Origin of the sequence: Gordonia otitidis (assembly GCF_020735545.1) — a bacterium.
In the GTDB taxonomy this organism is placed as follows: Bacteria; Actinomycetota; Actinomycetes; order Mycobacteriales; family Mycobacteriaceae; genus Gordonia; species Gordonia otitidis.
Genome location: NZ_CP085974.1, coordinates 3,798,658 through 3,816,567 on the forward strand (window position 1 = coordinate 3,798,658; position 17,910 = coordinate 3,816,567).

At 65.6% G+C, this 17,910-nt stretch carries 16 protein-coding genes; 10 read left to right on the forward strand and 6 right to left on the reverse strand.

The genetic code is table 11. The features are described from left to right. The first annotated feature begins 41 nt into the window (after positions 1-41). Both LK459_RS17370 and LK459_RS17375 read left to right on the forward strand, forming a co-directional pair. Complete coding sequence (locus tag LK459_RS17370; RefSeq protein ID WP_227919790.1) at positions 42-506, forward strand: VOC family protein; 465 nt, start codon at positions 42-44, stop codon at positions 504-506. A gap of 5 nt (positions 507-511) precedes the next feature. After that, positions 512-853, forward strand: coding sequence for a DUF1801 domain-containing protein (locus LK459_RS17375; RefSeq protein WP_227919791.1), 342 nt, complete (start codon positions 512-514; stop codon positions 851-853). 17 nt (positions 854-870) lie between these two features. Here LK459_RS17375 and LK459_RS17380 read toward each other — a convergent pair whose 3' ends face one another. Together LK459_RS17380 and murI are read right to left on the reverse strand one after the other, a co-directional pair. Then, complete coding sequence (locus LK459_RS17380; RefSeq protein WP_227919792.1) at positions 871-1,881, reverse strand: AraC family transcriptional regulator; 1,011 nt, start codon at positions 1,879-1,881, stop codon at positions 871-873. A 108-nt stretch (positions 1,882-1,989) separates the two neighbouring features. After that, the gene (gene murI / locus LK459_RS17385; RefSeq protein ID WP_007240265.1) at positions 1,990-2,829 is read right to left on the reverse strand and encodes a glutamate racemase; all 840 of its coding nucleotides are present in this window, start codon (positions 2,827-2,829) and stop codon (positions 1,990-1,992) included. Positions 2,830-3,176: 347 nt separating this feature from the next. Between murI and LK459_RS17390 the strand changes: the two genes are divergently transcribed. Genes LK459_RS17390 through LK459_RS17405 form a run of 4 tightly spaced genes read left to right on the forward strand, consistent with a single transcriptional unit; the run spans position 3,177 to position 6,190 of the window. After that, positions 3,177-4,148 carry a glycoside hydrolase family protein gene (locus LK459_RS17390; RefSeq protein ID WP_265416848.1) on the forward strand — a complete coding sequence of 324 codons (972 nt, stop codon included), beginning with the start codon at positions 3,177-3,179 and terminating at the stop codon, positions 4,146-4,148. Further along, the gene (locus tag LK459_RS17395; protein WP_007240263.1) at positions 4,135-4,641 is read left to right on the forward strand and encodes a GNAT family N-acetyltransferase; all 507 of its coding nucleotides are present in this window, start codon (positions 4,135-4,137) and stop codon (positions 4,639-4,641) included. Before LK459_RS17390 ends, LK459_RS17395 begins: the two co-directional genes overlap by 14 nt. A 49-nt stretch (positions 4,642-4,690) precedes the next feature. Further along, on the forward strand, positions 4,691-5,452 hold the full coding sequence (locus LK459_RS17400; protein ID WP_227919795.1) for a fructosamine kinase family protein: 762 nt from the start codon (positions 4,691-4,693) through the stop codon (positions 5,450-5,452). Between the two features lie 15 nt (positions 5,453-5,467). Beyond that, a complete protein-coding gene (locus LK459_RS17405; protein ID WP_227919796.1) occupies positions 5,468-6,190 on the forward strand; it encodes a DUF72 domain-containing protein in 723 nt (240 codons plus the stop codon). Between the two features lie 51 nt (positions 6,191-6,241). Here the strand turns inward: LK459_RS17405 and LK459_RS17410 are convergent, their stop codons facing one another. From LK459_RS17410 to LK459_RS17420, 3 genes are all read right to left on the reverse strand, one after another. After that, on the reverse strand, positions 6,242-7,417 hold the full coding sequence (locus LK459_RS17410; protein WP_227919797.1) for an NADH:flavin oxidoreductase/NADH oxidase: 1,176 nt from the start codon (positions 7,415-7,417) through the stop codon (positions 6,242-6,244). A gap of 167 nt (positions 7,418-7,584) precedes the next feature. Continuing rightward, on the reverse strand, positions 7,585-8,997 hold the full coding sequence (locus tag LK459_RS17415; RefSeq protein WP_227919799.1) for a S1C family serine protease: 1,413 nt from the start codon (positions 8,995-8,997) through the stop codon (positions 7,585-7,587). 79 nt (positions 8,998-9,076) lie between these two features. Next, positions 9,077-11,257, reverse strand: a complete 2,181-nt coding sequence (locus tag LK459_RS17420) for an ArnT family glycosyltransferase (RefSeq protein ID WP_227919800.1) — start codon at positions 11,255-11,257, stop codon at positions 9,077-9,079. Positions 11,258-11,599: 342 nt separating this feature from the next. On the opposite strand from LK459_RS17420, the gene LK459_RS17425 reads away from it, so the two are divergent. Beyond that, positions 11,600-13,045, forward strand: coding sequence for an LCP family protein (locus tag LK459_RS17425; RefSeq protein WP_322590790.1), 1,446 nt, complete (start codon positions 11,600-11,602; stop codon positions 13,043-13,045). Between the two features lie 121 nt (positions 13,046-13,166). Further along, on the forward strand, positions 13,167-14,582 hold the full coding sequence (locus LK459_RS17430) for a purine-cytosine permease family protein (protein ID WP_007240255.1): 1,416 nt from the start codon (positions 13,167-13,169) through the stop codon (positions 14,580-14,582). A gap of 17 nt (positions 14,583-14,599) precedes the next feature. Here LK459_RS17430 and LK459_RS17435 read toward each other — a convergent pair whose 3' ends face one another. Next, positions 14,600-16,267, reverse strand: coding sequence for a PucR family transcriptional regulator (locus LK459_RS17435; protein WP_227919803.1), 1,668 nt, complete (start codon positions 16,265-16,267; stop codon positions 14,600-14,602). 86 nt (positions 16,268-16,353) lie between these two features. Between LK459_RS17435 and LK459_RS17440 the strand changes: the two genes are divergently transcribed. Next, positions 16,354-16,875: a nucleoside deaminase gene (locus tag LK459_RS17440; protein ID WP_007240253.1), complete on the forward strand. Its 522-nt coding sequence runs from the start codon at positions 16,354-16,356 to the stop codon at positions 16,873-16,875. Beyond that, entirely contained in the window at positions 16,872-17,846 is a 975-nt protein-coding gene (locus LK459_RS17445; RefSeq protein WP_227919804.1) for an isopenicillin N synthase family dioxygenase, read from the forward strand. Before LK459_RS17440 ends, LK459_RS17445 begins: the two co-directional genes overlap by 4 nt. Positions 17,847-17,910 lie beyond the last annotated feature (64 nt).

The window sequence follows — 17,910 nt, forward strand, 5'->3', positions numbered from 1 at the left end:
AGTCGGGTCCGATGTCCGTCACGCCCGGTAGCGTCCGAGACGTGGCAATAGCACTGGAAAACGTTGGCATCGCCGTCGACGACCTCGACGCCGCCGTCGCCTTCTTCACCGACCTCGGCCTCACCGTCCTCGGTCGCGACGAGGTCAGTGGCGAATGGGCCGACACCGCAGTCGGGCTCGACGGCAATCACGCGAAGATCGCGATGCTGGCGACACCGGATGGCACCGGCCGCCTCGAGCTCTTCGAGTACATCCATCCGGAGGCGATTGCTACCTCGCCGACGCTCCCCAACGAGATCGGCATGCACCGCGTCGCATTCTCGGTGGATGACATCGACGACGCGCTCGCCGTCGCTGCGCGCCACGGCTGCCACCCGCTGCGGGGAGTTGCAAACTACCAGGACGTGTACAGGCTCAGCTACGTCCGCGGACCGAGCGGCATCATCGTGATGTTCGCTCAAGACCTGCGCAAGAGCACGACCAGCTCGTCAGAGCGGCTACCGTGACCGACATGGCAGACGATTGGCGTGAATCCAGAGTCGATGAGATGCGGTCACTGATCATGCGGGCCGACCCCGACATCGTCGAAGAGATCAAGTGGCGCAAGCCGTCGAATCCAGATGGTGTGCCGACGTTTTCGGCCGATGGACTGATCTGCACGCTCGAGACCTACAAGGACAAGATCAAGCTCACCTTCGCCAAGGGTGCGTCGCTGCCCGATCCCGCGCAGGTGTTCAACGCGAGCCTCACCGCCGGAACCAGACGCGCGATCGACATCAGGGAGAACGACGATCTCGACGCCGATTCCTTCGTCGCGCTTGTGCAGGCTGCGATTGCACTCAATAGGGCGTGAGTCCCTCGCTTGCCCGATCAGCTGGGGTGCACGGGTTGAGCGCAGTGATGGCGTCGGTACTCGTCGGGGGTGAGGCCGTACTTCGCTCGGAATCGGTTTCGGAAAGTGGCCGTCGAGGAGAACCCCGCAGAGTGGGCGATGTCGCCGAGCCGAGCTTGTCCCGGTTTTTCGAGCTGGCCACGGGCCCAGTCGAGTCGCCGAGCGGCGATCCGATCCGCCAGTGAAGGTTGATCCGGGTCAGCGAGTTGTCGGTAGAGATGGCGTTTGCTGATGTGCAGGTGCGTCGCGATGGTGTCGGCAGTGAACGTGGGGTTCCGAAAGTTTCGGTCGATCATGCCGTCGATCGCTTCTCGCAGGACAACCGGTTGCTCGCGCAAGGTCTGATATCGGCTGGTGTGCTGGTTGAGCAGCATCCGCACGACGTCGATGATGTTCTGCTCGGCAGCGGCGTCGACGTCGATCCCGCCGATGACGGCGTCGAGGGCGAAACGTGTCACGAGTCCGGTGCATGCTCGCGTCAGCACCGTGTCGGCGGGGTTGGGGGCGACGGTCGCTCCGGCAGCGATGTCGTCACCGAGCATGTCGGTCGGTATCCAGATCCCGGTCACCTCGGAGGTGCTGTGAGTAGTGAGATCGTAGGGTAGGCGGCTGTCGGTGATCGACAACTCGCCGGCTCGCGCGCGGAAGTCGTGTCCGTTGGCGGTGCCGGTGGTGAGTCCGGTCGAAATGCTGGCCAGCACCAGAAAGTTGGACGGACACTCACGAATGCGCGCCGCGGTTCTCAGCGTCCGGACCGGCGTCTGCAGATAGCAGAATGTGAAGATCGACCCGAGGGGCCGCCAGTAGGCGATCTGCTCGAAGTCCTCCGGAACCTCCGCATCGAATTCGACGATAGGCAGGTAGAGGTCGATACCCTGCCGTCCGCGCGAACGCACCTGGATCGACCGGTGGGGTCCGAGCGCGCCCACAGGTCCGATTCGTCTGCGCCACTGGTCCACGAGTTCAGGATCGAGTCCAGACCGGAGCATGGGTGAGCCCCTTTCGTCGGCTTTCCCGTCCGAGTCCAGAATGGCAGAGCGCAGCGTGGTGTGTTCAGCAAAGGGCAGCATCACATCGGTACCGAGGAACGCGTCAGGTCAGGACGCGGAAACAGATGCATAGTCGACGTGTTCGGTCAGTGTGTAATCGCGAGTGATGCCGAGTTCGTTGAGCACGGTGTCGAAGACGGGCCGGGTGCCGCTGGTGTTGATCTCGAGAGTGCCGACGGTGTCATGGGATCCGTGCAGGAGGAGCCCGCTCTTGACGAGCTGCAATCGAACATCACGCGCTTGGTCCTTGGCCGGGTTGATGAAGGCGACGTGGGGTGCTTTGGCCTCGAACAACGGCTGCAGGATGGGATAGTGCGTGCAGCCGAGCACGATGTCGCGGACCGAGTGGGCGTCGAGCAGGTCGTTGAGGTGGTTGGTGACCTCGGTATCAATGGCGGCGCTGGTGAGATCTCCTTGCTCGATCAGCGCGGCCAGGTTGACGCTGGGTTCGCCGAACACAGCGATATCGGGGTCGAGTTCGTCGATGAGTGTGGGGTAGCAGCGTGAGGCGATCGTGAACGCGGTCGCAATGACGCCCACCGACTGGTAGCGCAGATGCACAACATCTTCGGCCGCCGCTCGCACGATGGACAGGACGGGGACGCCGAACTGGTCCTGATATCCACCGAACTCCGGCAGATCGAACGTCGTGGAGATGGTGTTGCATGCAACGGCCACCATCTTCACGCCTCGATTGGCGAGGTAACGCAGCATGTGTGAAGTGAGTTCGACGATCTCGGCGCCGGTGCGGTTTCCATACGGGGCGTTTCCGTTGTCCCCGCAATAGATCACATTCTCGCCGGGCAACAGCTTGGACAGCGCGGCCACGGTGGTCAGGCCTCCGACGCCAGAATCGATGACGCCGAGAGGGGAGTGTTTGGTGATCACGTGGTGCTCCTGCATCAGTCGACGCGTGCGCTTGGCGAAGGGGGAGTTCGTTCTGAAGATCCAATAGCCAAGACAGACAGCGCCTTTGGGGTGTATGTGCCGCTGCTACAGATAGCAGTGATCCGTCGTATCCCGCTGTGGCCCGTGCGATTCTGGCGCACATTTGCAGTCCCGTGTCGCAGTTTCCGTACTGTCATTCCGTGTGCCGTGCGCAGAGTCCACAGCACACTGGTTGCGCCGCGTCGCGGGCAGGGCACGCCTTTGCCGATGAGGGTCTCAGAACTACCCTCGATAACGATTTGTCTCAGTGGGTACACATCGAGTTCCGCGTCGCCGATACTGCAGCGGTGACCCAAGGTAGGCGATTCACGTTCTCAGCCATGGCGGTGGTGCTGCTGGCCGTCGTGGGACTGGTGTTCTCGGGCCCGGGAAGCAGTGCCGCGGCGGGTTGGCAGTACACGATGGTTGCCTTCAGCAACACAAGCGACGTGTACATGGACGTGTACACCTCCGCGGAGGGCGCCACCTTCACGCCGGTGGCAAAACCGGCATATCGGCCGCCGACCGGGCGTGTGCGCGATCCCAGCATCTTCCGCCACACCGACGGCTACTACTACGTCACCTATACGACGGTCGACGGCGCGAACATCGGGTTCGCGCGCAGCCGCGACCGGGTGCACTGGACATTCCTCGAGAATTGGCCGGTTCCGCTCTGCTGTGCGTTTCTGCCCGGCACCGGTGACGGCAAGGGGTTCGGCTCGTCGAGCGGGCCGGGCTCGTCCGGTTCTGCCGGCTCGTCCGACGGCCCGTCGCTCTCGCCGTTCACCACCAAGGCATGGGCGCCGGACTGGTTCGTCGAGGGCGGGCGGGTCAACGTGATCTTCTCGATGTCGACCGGCGGTGGATTCGTGCCCTACGTCATGACCGCACTCGATTCCTCGTTGCGGGTGTGGGGCCCGCCCATACCGCTGGCGGGGCTTGGTGCCGACCACATCGACACCACCGTCGTGAAGGTCGGTGCGACGTATCATGCATTCACCAAGAACGAGACGAAAAAGGTGGTGCAACACGCGGTGTCGTCGTCGCTGTACGGTCCGTACCGGTTCATTTCGCCGGGTGACTGGGGAACATTCGTCGAGGGGCCCGCGGTGATCCAGTTGCCCAGCGGCGCCTGGCGGATCTACCTCGATGCCTACAAGTCGGGTAGGTACCTCTACTCCGACAGTACCGACGGCCTCAACACCTGGACTCCGGTGAAAGAGCTTCCGGGACTGTCGGGTTCGGTGCGGCATCTGGGTGTCATGCGTGAACCCTCGTGAGAGTGACAGTGGCGCGAAGTCGGTGAATGATGCCGACGTCGTCGAGCTGACGATCACCGATGCTGGGGAACTGTTGACGTTGCAGCGTGCGGCGTATGTGACGGAAGCCCAACTGCACGACGACGTTTCTCTGCCCGCACTGACACAGTCGCTGCTCGACCTGCTCACCGAACTGTCGAATTCTGCAGTGCACGCGTGGGGGATCCGCGTCGGTGGCCGGTTGGTGGCGTCGATGCGGATTCGCGTCGACCGTGATGTCGCCGAGGTGATGCGCCTCGTCGTCGCTCCCGACATGCAGGGACGCGGGATGGGGACACGTCTGCTCGCGGCAGTGGATTCGGTGATACCCGAGAATGTGACGCGCGTCGAACTCTTCACCGGCGAGCGGAGCGTCGCCAACATACGGTTGTATGAACGCATGGGCTATCGGGAGATCCGCAGACGCGACACCGGTCCGTATGACCTGGTGTATCTCGCTAGATACCGCGACTGAGTTCTGCCGGGCCGAGGCGAGCACCGGGCGGCACGGGTATCAAGGAGACATGCCCTCCTCCACGTTCACCAAACACACCTCCGGACGCCCGGCTCGCTGGGAGGTCGCAGGTCTGCGGTGGCTCGCAGAACCGATGGAGTCCGGCGGCGCCGCCGTCGTCGAGGTGGTGTCGATCGACGACACGACGCTGACCGAGCGTCGCGTCGCCTCGACCTCACCGAGTGCCGACGCCGCAACGGAGTTCGGTCGACAGCTCGCCATCACGCACACCCTCGACGTGGCTGCGCGCTGGGGCGAGGGGCCGCCGGGCTGGGAGGGCGCGGGGTACCAGGGTCCCAACGAACACCTCCTCGACCTCTCGCTGGTCGGCCACGACTCCTGGGGTGCGATGTATGCAGACGAGAGACTCATGCCGCTGCTGCCCGAGAGCGGACTGCGCGGCAACGACGCACGCGTCGTCGAACAGCTCTGTGAGCGGTTGCGCGAGGGGGACTTCGACACCGACGACGCTCCGGCGCGACTGCACGGAGATCTGTGGTCGGGAAATGTGATGTGGTCACCGGACGGGTGTGTGCTGATCGATCCGTCGGCGCACGTGGGTCATCGCGAGACCGACCTCGCAGCCCTCGCTCTTTTCGGCTGCCCGTATCTCGATCGCATTCTCGGTGGCTACGAGCAGATTCATACGCTTGCCGACGGCTGGCGTGACCGCGTACCGCTCCACTACCTGTCGATGGTGCTCATGCATGCGGTGGTGTTCGGCGGTGGGTATCGCCGCCAGGTGGTCGACATCGCACGCCGCTATGTCTGACAGAGTCGACGCACCATGACCTTTCACGTCGGTACCTCCGGTTGGCAGTACAAGGACTGGCGCGGCCACTTCTATCCGACCGGACTGCCGCAACGCCGCTGGCTCGAGTATTACGCGGAGAAGTTCTCGACCGTCGAGGTCAACAACACCTTCTACCGGCTCCCCGAACGATCGACATTCGAGGGGTGGAATGAGGTGCTGCCGCAAGGGTTTCTGGTATCGGTCAAGATGAGTCGGTATCTCACCCACGTGCGTAGGCTGAAAGATCCTGCAGAACCGGTGGCGCGCTTCCTGGGCCGTGCTGACGCGCTCGGTGCGCACCTCGGGCCCGTTCTGCTGCAGCTACCGCCGAACCTTGCCGTCGACCCTGATGCGCTCGACGCCACCTTGGCGGAGTTCGGGGACTCGGTGCGGGTCGTCGTCGAACCACGTCACCCCTCGTGGTGGGTCGATGAGGTCCGTGAGGTGCTCGAGCATCGCAACGCCGCGCTGTGCTGGGCCGACCGGGACAGTCGGGTACTGACCCCGCTCTGGCGAACCGCCGACTTCGGTTATCTCCGAATGCATTCCGGTCTGGCCTCACCGCGGCCGGCGTACGGTCCGCGCGCGATCGACAGTTGGCTCGATCGGCTGCGGGCTGCCTTCGACTCTTCTGACGACGTCTTCGTCTACTTCAACAACGACACCGGTGGCGCCGCTGTGGACAACGCGATCACCATGGCTCGACGGGCCTCCTGACCGGATGCGCGAAGCGGGTGCCGACGCCTCACGGCCTCGGCACCCGCCAGTTCACGCAGAACGCAGGCGCGGGGCCGCTTCTTTCGCGGGCGGCAGCCCGATGCTCGCATCGTAGCCGCGGAAATTCTGCAGCCACCAGCGCCAATCGTCGGGCACCAGGTCGAACGGTGCGGCGTGCCCGAGTTCACGAGCGGCCCACACCGGCCAATGCGGGTTGGAGAGCGCCGGCCGACCGAGGAACACGAGGTCGACGAGCTCGTCACGGATCACGCGGTCGGCAGTCTCGGGAATGCCCAGGTTCCAGCTGGTGCCCACCGGGATTCCGACCTCGGTCCGCACCCTGTTGGTCATCTCGACCATGAACGCCTCGCGACCCATCGGCGGATCGACCATGTCGTCGGTGTTGAAACCGAGCGAGATGTCGGCGAGGTCGAGGCCGTGATCCTTCATCCACCCGATCGCGGTCACGGCGTCCTCGAACTGCGTACCGGCCGGATTGAGGTCATCGGCGCCGAGACGCATTGTGAGCGGGTACTCCTCGGGCCACACCGCGCGGACTGCGTCGAGCGCTTCGAGGTGGAATCGTGCTCGATTCTCGAGAGAACCGCCGTACTCGTCGGTGCGCCGGTTCGCGATCGGAGAAAAGAACTCTGCACCCAGATAGCCGTGCGCATAATGCATTTCGAGCCACTGATATCCGGCGTCGAGGGCGCGGCGTGCTGCGTCGGCGTAGCGACGGTGAAGTGCCTTGATCTCGTCGACGGTGAGCGCGTGCACCGGCCAGTGGTGGTCGCCACCGTACGGGATGGGCGAGGGCGCAACGCACTGCCAGCCATTCGGATGGTCGGCAGGCAGCTGCGAGTTGCCCGGGTAGCCCGGATAGCTCCTGTGTGGCGCGACCTCACTGCCCTTCCTGCCGGTGTGGCCGAGCTGAATGGCGGGTACCGCGCCGAATCGCTTGATGATGTCGGTCACGCGCCGGTGTCCCTCGATCTGATCGTCGGACCAGATTCCTGCGCACTCCGTGGTGGTTCTGCCGTCAGGGGTGATGGCGATCTGCTCTGGGAAGATCAGCCCGAAGCCGCCCGACGCGCGTGCGCCGAGATAACTGACGTGATAGTCGCCCATCTGCCCGTCCTGCGACGAGTACATGGTCATCGGGGACATCACGATGCGATTGCGCAGTGTGACGCCCTTCAGGGTGAAAGGGGAGAAGAGGTCTGGCATGGAAAGTCTCCGTGTCGATGTGGGCCCTGCTGGGTACCCACAGTTCAGTCCGGTGGCTTTGCGCTGCGATTACCTGGCACGTCCGCTCCGGTAACAGCTCTCTCACCGACGATCGTCGTCGCGTGTGAGCATTTTCCTTACGTGCTCTTTACGCGGCCTCGTCAGTGTCACGGAAGTCCGAAACCGAAGGGAAGTCGCTGACCAGAGCGCCCACCGGACCCGTCATCAGAACCGCCACCCGAGCCGCTGCCGTCAGGATTGCTGCCCTGCTCGGAGATCGTCGTCTGTTCCTTGTCGACGGTGCTGCCGAGCGTCACCTGCACCGTCTTGGTCTGGCCGCCCGAGCTCACGGTGACGGGGACGGTCTCGCCCGGCGCATGCGTGAGGATCTGCGCCATGAGGTCGGCGTAGTTGCTGATGGTGGCGTTGCCGATCTTGGTGATCGTGTCGCCGTTCTTGATACCGGCATCGGCTGCCGGGCCGCCCGACTGCACCGACCGTACCGTGGCGCCGTTGACCGACTCGTCACTCGACGCGAGTGAACCCGACACCCCGAGAACAGGTTTCGTGGCGTGGCCGTCCTGCATCAACTCGTTCGCGATGCGTTTGGCCGTGTTGATCGGAATGGCGAAGCCGAGGCCGAACGCCTGCGGTCCGCCGCTACTGCTCTGTCCCGTGTCGACCGCGGAGTTCACCGCGATGACCTGTCCCTGCAGATTCACCAGCGGCCCACCGGAATTGCCCGGATTGATCGGGGTGTCGGTCTGGAGCCCGTTGTAGACCGTGACGGAGCTGCCCTGTTCGTCGCCCGCGGTGACGGTCCTCGACAATGCGCTCACGATCCCGGAAGTCACGGTGTTGGAGAGGTTCTCCGGACTCCCGACGGCGACGACCTGCTGTCCGACCTGAAGTGAACCCGAATCGCCGATGGTCGCCGGTGTCAGTCCCGACGCGCCGTCGAGCTTGATCACGGCGATGTCGTACGAGGGTGAGGTGCCTTTCACGGTGGCGGGATACGTTTTGCCGTCCGGTGTGGTGACCTGAATCCTGGCGCCGCTGCCGACCCCTTTGACGACGTGGTTGTTGGTCAGCACGTAACCGTCCGGTGAGAGGATGATGCCACTACCGACCGCTGCGCCCTGAGTCGTCGACACCTTGATGTCGGCTGTCGACTTCGACGCAACCTGCGCGGCATAGGTGACCGAACCCGGCTGTGCGTCAGCGGCGTTGGTCGCCGCCGCAGGCGCGGAAGCGATGACGGGGGCGTTTGACGACGATCCGTGGTCGAGCAGCGCATACCCGCCGACTCCGACCAGCCCGCCGACCAAACCGGCCAGGACTGCTGTCGCCACAACGGGTTTGGCGATCCCGCGGGTGCGTCGGGGCGCCGCTGGCTCCGATGGTGGAGTCGGATATGCGGTGGTGGGGTACGTCGTTGTGCCGTAGGGGTGCCCATACGGTGCGCTGTGCCACGGGGACGTCGGGGCCGACGCGGATGCGGCGCGGGTCTCGTCGCCGCCCTCGTTGACGTGCGGCGGGATCGGCGAGGTGTTCGGCTCGTCGGGAGTGTTGCTGTTCACGAGACCACACTGCCGTCGACGACTGAGAGCATGGGCATGGCGGAACTCTGAATTTGCTGACAAAACACCGGTCTTCTCCTCAGTTGCGTGCCAGGTGATGGAAACGATGCCGATATCCGGACTGCGACGCGGGCATCGGCCGGCCGCGCTGCTGTTGCGCGGCTGCTGTGTGGGCCGACGTCGACGACCCGGCGGATCTCGTGCCCGCACTCAGGTCGTAGACGGTGTAATCGCCGACGGTGTGGCCTGTGTAGTGGCTCGCCACCCATTGCTGAATCGGTACGGTCACCGATCCGCTGCGCGATCCGCCCGCGCCGTGGGTGTAGGTGCTGCCGGACGGCGCGCGATCTGCCGAGCCCGGCCCGCCCGCGGCGACGACGTAGTAGCCGATCTCGTTGTCGGCCACGTACTTCTGGAACTGCGCCAGCGTGGGTGTGGGGTCGTTCGAGAACCCGCCGATTCCCATCACCGGAACGCGCGCATCGAGTTCGAGCGCAGCTGCCGTCGACGTACGACTGGTGGCGGCGGCCCACCGTGCGGTGCTCGATGCCAGCAGCCGGTCGAGCGCAGGCGAATCCGGCGCCGAGCCGAACCCACCCCGTTGTCGATCTGTGCTCTCGAAGACACCACCGGCGCGGTTGTGCGTCGGATAGGCCGCCGAATGAGTGATCGCCGAGCCGCTCGAACCCGCGTGGCCTGGCAACACCGATGGGCTGCCGCCCGTGTGCGCCACGGTGTCACCGTTGATCGCGAACGCTGCGGGCGCCGAGAGGATTGCGAGGACACCGCATCCAGTGGCGATCGCCGCGACGGGTCGACGCGCGGTGATGGGCACGACGGCGAGAACTCCGGCGAGAACGGCGACGATGAGCACCACCCAGCGCAGCCAGGGAAACCACGACGGCTCGCGGTCGAGAAGCGCGAACGCCCAGATGCCGCCCGAGACGATCATCGCTGCCAGCCCGACGCGCGCGGTGATCATTTTCCACACGGTCGTCGAGGATCGGGCGCGCCAGGCCTCGACGACCCCGATACCGACCAGACCAGCTACCGGTGGCGCGATCGCCAGTGAATAGTAGGGGTGGACCGTTCCGCTCATGTAGGACAACACGATTCCGTCGACCAACAACCACAGGCCGAAGAGCAGCGCACCCGCGCGGACGAGATCGGTGCGCGGCATACGCCCGCGAAGCACGAGCACGACGACGAAGGCAACGAGTGCCGACGGGAGCAGGAACGAGATCTCTGCGCCGAACTCGCCGCCGAACAGTCGTGAGATCCCGGGTGCGCTACCGAACATCCCGCCCCCGAAGCCCCCTGTGAGAGCAGGATTCTCCCGTGCCAGCTGCTCCATGTCGGCGGGCGCAGGGGAATGGCCGCCACCGTGACCCGCGATCCGATCGAGCCCGTTGTAACCGAGGACGAGATTCATGAAGTTGTTGTCCGTCGAGCCCGCGAGATAGGGCCGTGACGACGCGGGCCACAGGAGTGTGAGGAGCACGTACCACCCGGACGAGACCACCAATGCCAGCGTCGCGGCGAGCAGATGACACACGCGGCGGCCCAACGAGGTCGGCGCGGCCAAGAGATAGACGAAGCCCAGTGCCGGCAACACCATCAGTCCTTCGAGCATCTTTGCGAGGAAGGCGAAGCCAAGGGCGACACCGGCCAACACGAGCCACCGCATACTCGCCCGTGACGTCGCCCGCACGGTGCAGTAAGCGGCCGCGGTCATGAGCAGGACCATCGCGGCGTCGGGGTTGTTGAACCGGAACATCATGGCTGCCACCGGTGTCAGCGCGAGTGCTGCACCGGCGATGAGCCCGGCCGTACGGCCTGAGACGCGTGTCACCGTCGCATACAGCAGTGCCACCGAAGCCACTCCCATCACGGCCTCGGGGACGAGCATGCTCGCCGACGAGTATCCGAAGACCTGTCCGGACAGACCCATGATCCATTGCGACACCGGCGGTTTGTCGACGGTGATGAAGTTCGACGGATCGACGGACCCGAACAACAGGGCCTCCCAGTTGCGGGAGCCCGCCCATGCCGCGCCGGCATAGAACGTATTGGCGTTCCCGTTGACGGTGATGTTCCACAGGTAGAGCGCCGCGGTGCCCACCAGCAGCGCAACGAATGCGACCCGATCCCGGGTTGTCGCCCGGGGGAGGGGGATGTCGTCCGGGCTGATGCCGACGTTGTCGATCGACTGGCGTGCGGGAGACGCGCCGAAGTCGGCAGCGCGGGAAGCTGTGGTCACGACGTCGATGGTGCGACGGATCCACTGAGGTATGGCTGAGGCTCCGCTGCCAGGTCGCTGTGAGCAACGAAATGCGGTGCCACCTACCGCTTCCGCGTGTCCGTTCCGCCCCGATCGTCGAGTACTCAGGGCTCTCACAGGCGTCGTCACTAACGTTGCCCAGTCGGGGTGGGGGAGTCCGCGCCACTCCTGTGATGCCGGTCACGGTGTCGGAGGTTCAACGAAACGAGAGAGGCGGAACGGGTGGAGCAGGAGGGAATGTCGCGCGCTCGTGCTCACCGCGATCCTCCTGGACACGGCGCCCCCGGCCGTCGGCAGTTCCGCGGGTCCGACGGTAGACGGTTGACCGCAGGCGAGGTGGCTGCGCGCTCGCGGCGTCGCGATTCCGCTTCGGAGGGCATGCCACCCCAGAGCTTCCCGGCGCAGAGCCGCACCGGGCGTTGGGGAGTTGCCGACGACCTGACCCAACCCATTCCGGCGGTCACCGACGCGCCCGACATTCCGAGGCGGACGGTCCGGAGGGGCCGGGCCACTCCTCCGCGAGGCCGGTCGTCGCTGTTCCGCATCGGACGAGTGGCGGTCGCGCTGTGCTCGGTGGCGATCCTCGGTGTCGTCGGGCTCGCGTGGGGAACCGCGACCCACGTCGCGGGAGGATTCGGCCGCTCGGGGGCATTGGCGGGCGGTCCGGCATCGGCGGGCGGAGCCGAGAACATCCTGCTGATGGGACTCGACACACGCAAAGACCGTGACGGCAATAATCTGCCGCCCGACATCCTCAAGCAATTGCACGCTGGAGACGGCGACGAGGGCGGTTACAACACCAACACCCTGATACTCGTCCACATCCCCGCCGACAAGAAGAACATCGTCGCCTTCTCCATACCTCGCGACGATCTCGTCGACGTCGACGGACTCGACGTCAGCCAGGCCAAGATCAAAGAGGCGTACGGCCGCAAGAAGGCGATGGTCGAGGACCAGTTGACCAACCAGGGTGTCACCGACCAGGCCACACTCGAGTCGCGTGGTCGCGAGGCGGGGCGGGCCGAGACGATCCAGACGGTACGCCAACTCACCGGGGTACCGATCGACCGTTTCGCCGAAGTCAGTCTCGTCGGCTTCTACGACATCGCCAAGGCTCTCGGCGGCATCGACGTCTGCCTGAATCATTCGGTGCGCGACTCGTATTCGGGCGCACGGTTTCCCGCGGGACGTCAGCACCTGAACGCCTCGCAGTCACTGGCATTCGTACGGCAGCGCCACGGCCTCGACAACGGCGACCTCGATCGCACACATCGACAGCAGGCATTCCTCCTGTCGGTGACTCACCAGTTGCAGAGCACAGGAATGCTCACCGATCCGGGCAAGCTCAACCGTTTGACCAGCGCGCTCAACAACGACGTCGTGCTCTCCGACGGCTGGGATCTGATGTCGTGGGGTCAACAGATGCTCGCGCCGTCGGATCAGCGCATCAGCTTCCGCACTCTTCCCGTCGAGCGCTACGACACGGTCGACGGACAGGACGTCAACATCATCGACGTCGCCAAGGTGCGCGCACAGATCCAGACAGCCTTCGGGATGCAGGCGCCGTCGAGTTCATCGCGCCCGTCGGGCAGCACCGACACACAGGACGTGCCATCGGGAGCGAGCGCCGACGCCGCGGGCGCGACGTCGACGAGTGCGGCGCCCAGTGACCCTGCAGAAGACGAAACGACGGCCTCGCTCGACGGACCTGCTCCCGATTCGGGCGATGCGGTCAACAGTGGCGCCGACATTCCCTGCGTCGACTGAGCGGGGGGTCACGTGCGGGGCGCCGAGACTGCTCGCTGCGTCGATCTGTCGCGCTGGAGTGCCCGTGCAACAGACACTTCGTCGGTTGCTCCCCGGGGTGTGAGGCAGGACAGTATCGGCCATGAGCACTGATGTACCCACCGACGACGAGGCCACCGTCTCGCAGTTGAACTACGGCAACAAAGTCCTCGCCGTCGAACCGGGTGGCAACGAGCCGATCCCGGTCGAGGCCAGGCACGGGTCACCGCGCGGGTTGTTCTGGACATGGACGGCACCCAACCTCGAGTTCGCGACGATCTTCGTCGGCGTCCTGTCGGTCGGTGTGTTCGGGCTGTCGTTCTGGCAGGCCGTCGTCGCGATGGTGTTGGGTAATGGCCTCGCGGCCGTCGCGCACTACCTGCTGTCGGCCGACGGTCCGCTGCACGGCGTCCCGCAGATGGTGCTCGGCAGGCTGGCCTTCGGCTATCGCGGAAACATCCTGCCCGCCACGTTCATGGCGGTCATGTGCGGTGTGGGCTGGTTCGCCACCAACAGCGCCAGCGGTGCGTTCGCGCTGTCGACGCTGTTCGGCTTCACGCCTCTCGTCGGGCTGATCATCATCGTCATCGTGCAGACCGCTTTCGCCTTCTTCGGACACAACCTCGTGCAGCGCTTCGAACGCATCGCAGCACCGATCCTCGCGGTCGTCTTCCTGATCGCTGCCGTCATCATCTTCAGCAAGTCTCATCTCGACGCGCCCCCGTCATCGGGTGGGGGTTTCTCGATGTCCGGATTCTGGCTGACCGTCGGCGCCGCCTTCGGCTACACCGCCGGATGGACGCCCTACGCCGCGGACTACACGCGGTACCTACCGCCCACGGTTTCTCGGGCGAAGACCGGGCTGTACGCCTCGCTGGGTCTGTTCGTGTCGTGCACCGTGCTGATGCTCGTCGGAGCGGCGTCGGTGACGATCGGCCCGGCGGCGTCGGACAATCCGACAGCAGCGTTCACCGCCAACCTGCCGACACTGGTGGCCGACCTCACGCTGCTCGCCATTGCCGTCGGCGCGGTCGCCGCCAATGCGATCAACGTCTATTCGGGTGCGATGGCCTTCGTGACGATGGGCTTCAAAATGCCCATGAACACCCAGCGAGCGCTGGTCACGGTGTTGTTCGGCGTCGTCGGATTCCTCGTCGCGTGGTGGGCGCTTGCCGACGCCGCGGCATCGTACGAGGCATTCCTGCTGTTGGTCGCCTACTGGATCGGTCCGTGGCTCGGAGTGGTCTTCGCCGACCGTCTGCTCCGCAAGGAGAAGCCGTCACTGAATCTTCTGTACGACACCCGGTACGTCAACTGGGGCGGGCTCGCGGCGTTCGTGATCGCGCTCGTCGGCTCGGTGCTGCTGTTCTGCAACCAGGAGAAGTTCGTCGGATACGTCGTGCGAGCGGTCCCCGAATTGGGTGACATCGGAGCCTTCGTCGGGTTCGCGATTGCGTTTGTCGCGTACCTGATCCTCGCGCGCAGGACCGTCGAGGAATCCCAGCGCGCCTACGCCTGAGCTCGTTTGGCACTCGATCACTCGGCGCGGGAGACGGCGAAGGCCATCATGACCGATCCGTACACATCGGGTTGTGTGGGGTCGAAACCGAGTACGGTGCGGATGCGGTCGAGTCGTTGGTACAGGCTCTGCCTGCCGATGTGCAACGCCTGGGCCGAGCGGGTGGCGCTGCATCCGTTACGCAGATGGGTGTCGAGTGTGTGCGCGAGGCGCGTCGACTGTGCGCGATCGTGTGCCATCAACGGTTCGACAAGTGCGAGGAGTTCGTCGCGGACGTCTGCTGCGATCGTTCGGGCCGCGGCATCGCCGGCCAGCGCCCGTGCGGTGAACACCCTGCGCGCGGAACCGCTGGTGCGCGCCGATTCGACTGCGGCGCCCAGCCGTTCGGCGCAGGTGCGCAACGATGCCGCGACCGCGAGCGACAAGGCGGGGCCCGGTGCGGCGTCGATGGTCGGACACGAGTGACCCACCACGACCGTCACTCGACCGCCGTGGGCTCCGATCTGCTCGAAAGCCGCTGCGACACAGTCGACAGCGTCGGCGTGCGGGTCGGCTCCGTCGGTAGCAGAAGGGACGACCACGAGGCCGTGAACCGTCGCGTCGACAGTCTCGTACACGGCGCCACCGAGCCCTGATGCGGCCCGCACGAGCGCGTTCTCGGCCATGCGAGGGTCCGGTGACTCCACCGCCACGGGAACGATGTGCGACGACGCCGACACCGGGACACCCGATCCCGACAGGCGCGCAAACAGATCGGCACGTCTGATGGGCCGGGCCGCGAGCAACTCTTCGATGAGCCGTGCACCCACCGCCGATCGTCCGCTGCCCGCCCGCACCAGTGCGGCAGTGAGCGGCCCGCTCGCGCACTCGAGCAACATCGCCACCAGGTGGCGTGCCATTGACCCCTCGGCACGCGCAGCGTGCGCTGACACGCCGGCACGCGCAGCGTGCGCTGACACGCCGGCGGGTCCGGCGAAGAGACGAGCGATGTGACGCCCACGGGCGACGATCGGGACGGACGCGATCTGCTCGTCGACGGCCCGCCACGCCGATCGATCGTCGTCGACGCCGTGGGCGGCGATGAGGGCGCCACCCGAGCCGACGAGCACGATGGGGCAGTGTGCGGCGTCGGAGATGTGCTCGAGCATGCGGGCCACACCGCCACTCGACGCCATGTCGTCGTGCAAAACGGCATCCAGCGCGCCGCGCAGACGCAGATCGGACACCTCCGTGGACACGATCGCCGTGTTCGCCGCGCGACAGATCTCGATGAACGGCACCACCTGTCGGAGTTCGACAATCGGTAGTCGGCGCGCGGAACCCTCCCGGATCACCTCGTCGGGGATCTCGTCGAAGCTCCGGCCCACCTCGAATGCCAGTCCGGCGACGCCACGCTCGGCGAGATCGCGGATGTAGTGACGGCGCGTCCCGGCGTCGAGGCCCGCAAGTCCGAGCCCTGTGGTCAGCAGTAGCTCGCCGCCGGCGAGCAGCGGCCCTATCTCGTAGATCTCGCTCGAATGAACCCAGCTCACCGGGCGATCGAGGCGATCGTGTGCCGTGAGGACCCGCGGGTTGCCGCCCACCAGGATGTCGTCGATGATGCGCCGTAACGACGGCGCCGATTTGTGAGAGCTGTCGATATGCTGCGAGTCGGTGACCGGCTCGCCGACGGTGCGTGCGTGCATGAGGAGACGATATGCACGTAGTCGTCTGCGCGCGACACGACGGACTGTCGGTTGAACCCGACGGTCGGGGCGCGCACAGTCGGAACATGACCCCACACATCGGTGCGGCGATCACCGTGGACACCACATCTCTCATCGACACCGCCTACCGGCAGGCGCAGACCGGCCTCGCCGAGGGCGGCATCCCGATCGGTGCAGCATTGTTCAGCGCCGACGGCACGCTGCTCGGGCAGGGGCGCAATAGACGCGTGCAACATGACGATCCGTCCGTGCACGGCGAGACGGACGCCTTCCGCGCCGCCGGGAGGCAACGTGACTATTCGTCGACGATCATGGTCACCACCCTGGCGCCGTGTTGGTACTGCAGCGGGCTGATCCGACAATTCGGGATCGGTGCCGTCGTGATCGGCGAGAACCGGACGTTTGCCGGAGGCGAGGAGTGGTTGCGCGACCTCGGCGTCGACGTGACGATTCTCGACGACGAGCGGTGCGTCGGCATGATGACGGACTTCATCGCGGATCATCCCGCGTTGTGGAACGAAGACATCGGAGTCGTCGACGGCGGCGTGCGTGAAGCGCGTTCGGAGAAGAGGGGAACGGTCCTGTGACCGAACGGAGTCCGATCCTGACGGTCGACCTGTCGCAGTGGCGAGAAGGTGGTGCCGGTGCCGGTGCCGTCTGTGCTGCGGTCGATGAATCGCTGCAGAAGGCGGGCTTCCTGCTCGTCACCGGGCACGGCATCGATCCCGCGTTACCGGCAGCACTACGGGCTGCCGCCCGAGAGTTCTTCGCCATGCCACCAGAAGTCAAGCAGCAGTACGCCGTTGGAGTCGGCGGTCGTGGGTGGATCGGTCCGGGACTCGAGGCCAACGGCTACTCCGAGGGCACCGAGACTCCACCCGATCTCAAGGAGACCTACAACTCGGGCGCGCAGACCCGGGTCGGCATCGCCGAGGTCGACGACTACTGGTTTGCTCCCGATGTGTGGCCTGCCGAGGCGCCGCGCCTCCGTGAGCTGTTCACGGCCTGGACGGCCGCCTGCAAGAAACTGTCCGACGATCTACTCGCGCTGATGGCTGCGTCGTTGGGTCTCTCGGGCAGCGACAACCCTTTTCGCGATCTCGCGGGTTCGGCGACCTGGACCTCGAACATCAATCACTATCCGCCGCTGACCGACGTGGGCGAGCCGGAACCCGGCCAGTTCCGCATCGGCCCGCACACCGATTTCGGTACGGTGACGATCCTCGACCGGGAACCCGGCGCGGGCGGGCTGCAGGTCTACAGCGACGAGGGTGGCTGGGCGGACGCGCCGTACGATCCGTCGGCGCTGACGGTCAACATCGGCGACCTCCTCGAATACTGGTCGGGTGGACGTTGGCCTGCGGGCAGGCACCGCGTGCTGCCTCCGCAGGCCGACGCTCCCGAGGAGGACCTGGTCTCTCTGATCTTCTTCTACGAGCTCAACCACGACGCCGTGGTGACACCGCTCGAGCCCCCGGTCGGCAAGGTGGCTGGTCGCCCGCCCGTCGTCGGCGGCGAGTTCATCCGGGAGCGACTCGACGCCATCACCGTCGGCTAGCGCCGACCGTGCGCTCTCTGGCGTCGACCGTGCGCTGAAAACCGTCGACTGTGCGCTGCCTGGC

Bases quoted from the DNA above. Each gene is read 5' to 3' on its own strand.
- LK459_RS17375 (WP_227919791.1), top strand. From the start codon at position 512: ATGGCAGACGATTGGCGTGAATCCAGAGTCGATGAGATGCGGTCACTG.
- LK459_RS17380 (WP_227919792.1), bottom strand. From the start codon at position 1,881: ATGCTCCGGTCTGGACTCGATCCTGAACTCGTGGACCAGTGGCGCAGA.
- LK459_RS17400 (WP_227919795.1), top strand. From the start codon at position 4,691: ATGCCCTCCTCCACGTTCACCAAACACACCTCCGGACGCCCGGCTCGC.
- LK459_RS17405 (WP_227919796.1), top strand. From the start codon at position 5,468: ATGACCTTTCACGTCGGTACCTCCGGTTGGCAGTACAAGGACTGGCGC.
- LK459_RS17410 (WP_227919797.1), bottom strand. From the start codon at position 7,417: ATGCCAGACCTCTTCTCCCCTTTCACCCTGAAGGGCGTCACACTGCGC.
- LK459_RS17430 (WP_007240255.1), top strand. From the start codon at position 13,167: ATGAGCACTGATGTACCCACCGACGACGAGGCCACCGTCTCGCAGTTG.
- LK459_RS17435 (WP_227919803.1), bottom strand. From the start codon at position 16,267: ATGCACGCACGCACCGTCGGCGAGCCGGTCACCGACTCGCAGCATATC.
- LK459_RS17440 (WP_007240253.1), top strand. From the start codon at position 16,354: ATGACCCCACACATCGGTGCGGCGATCACCGTGGACACCACATCTCTC.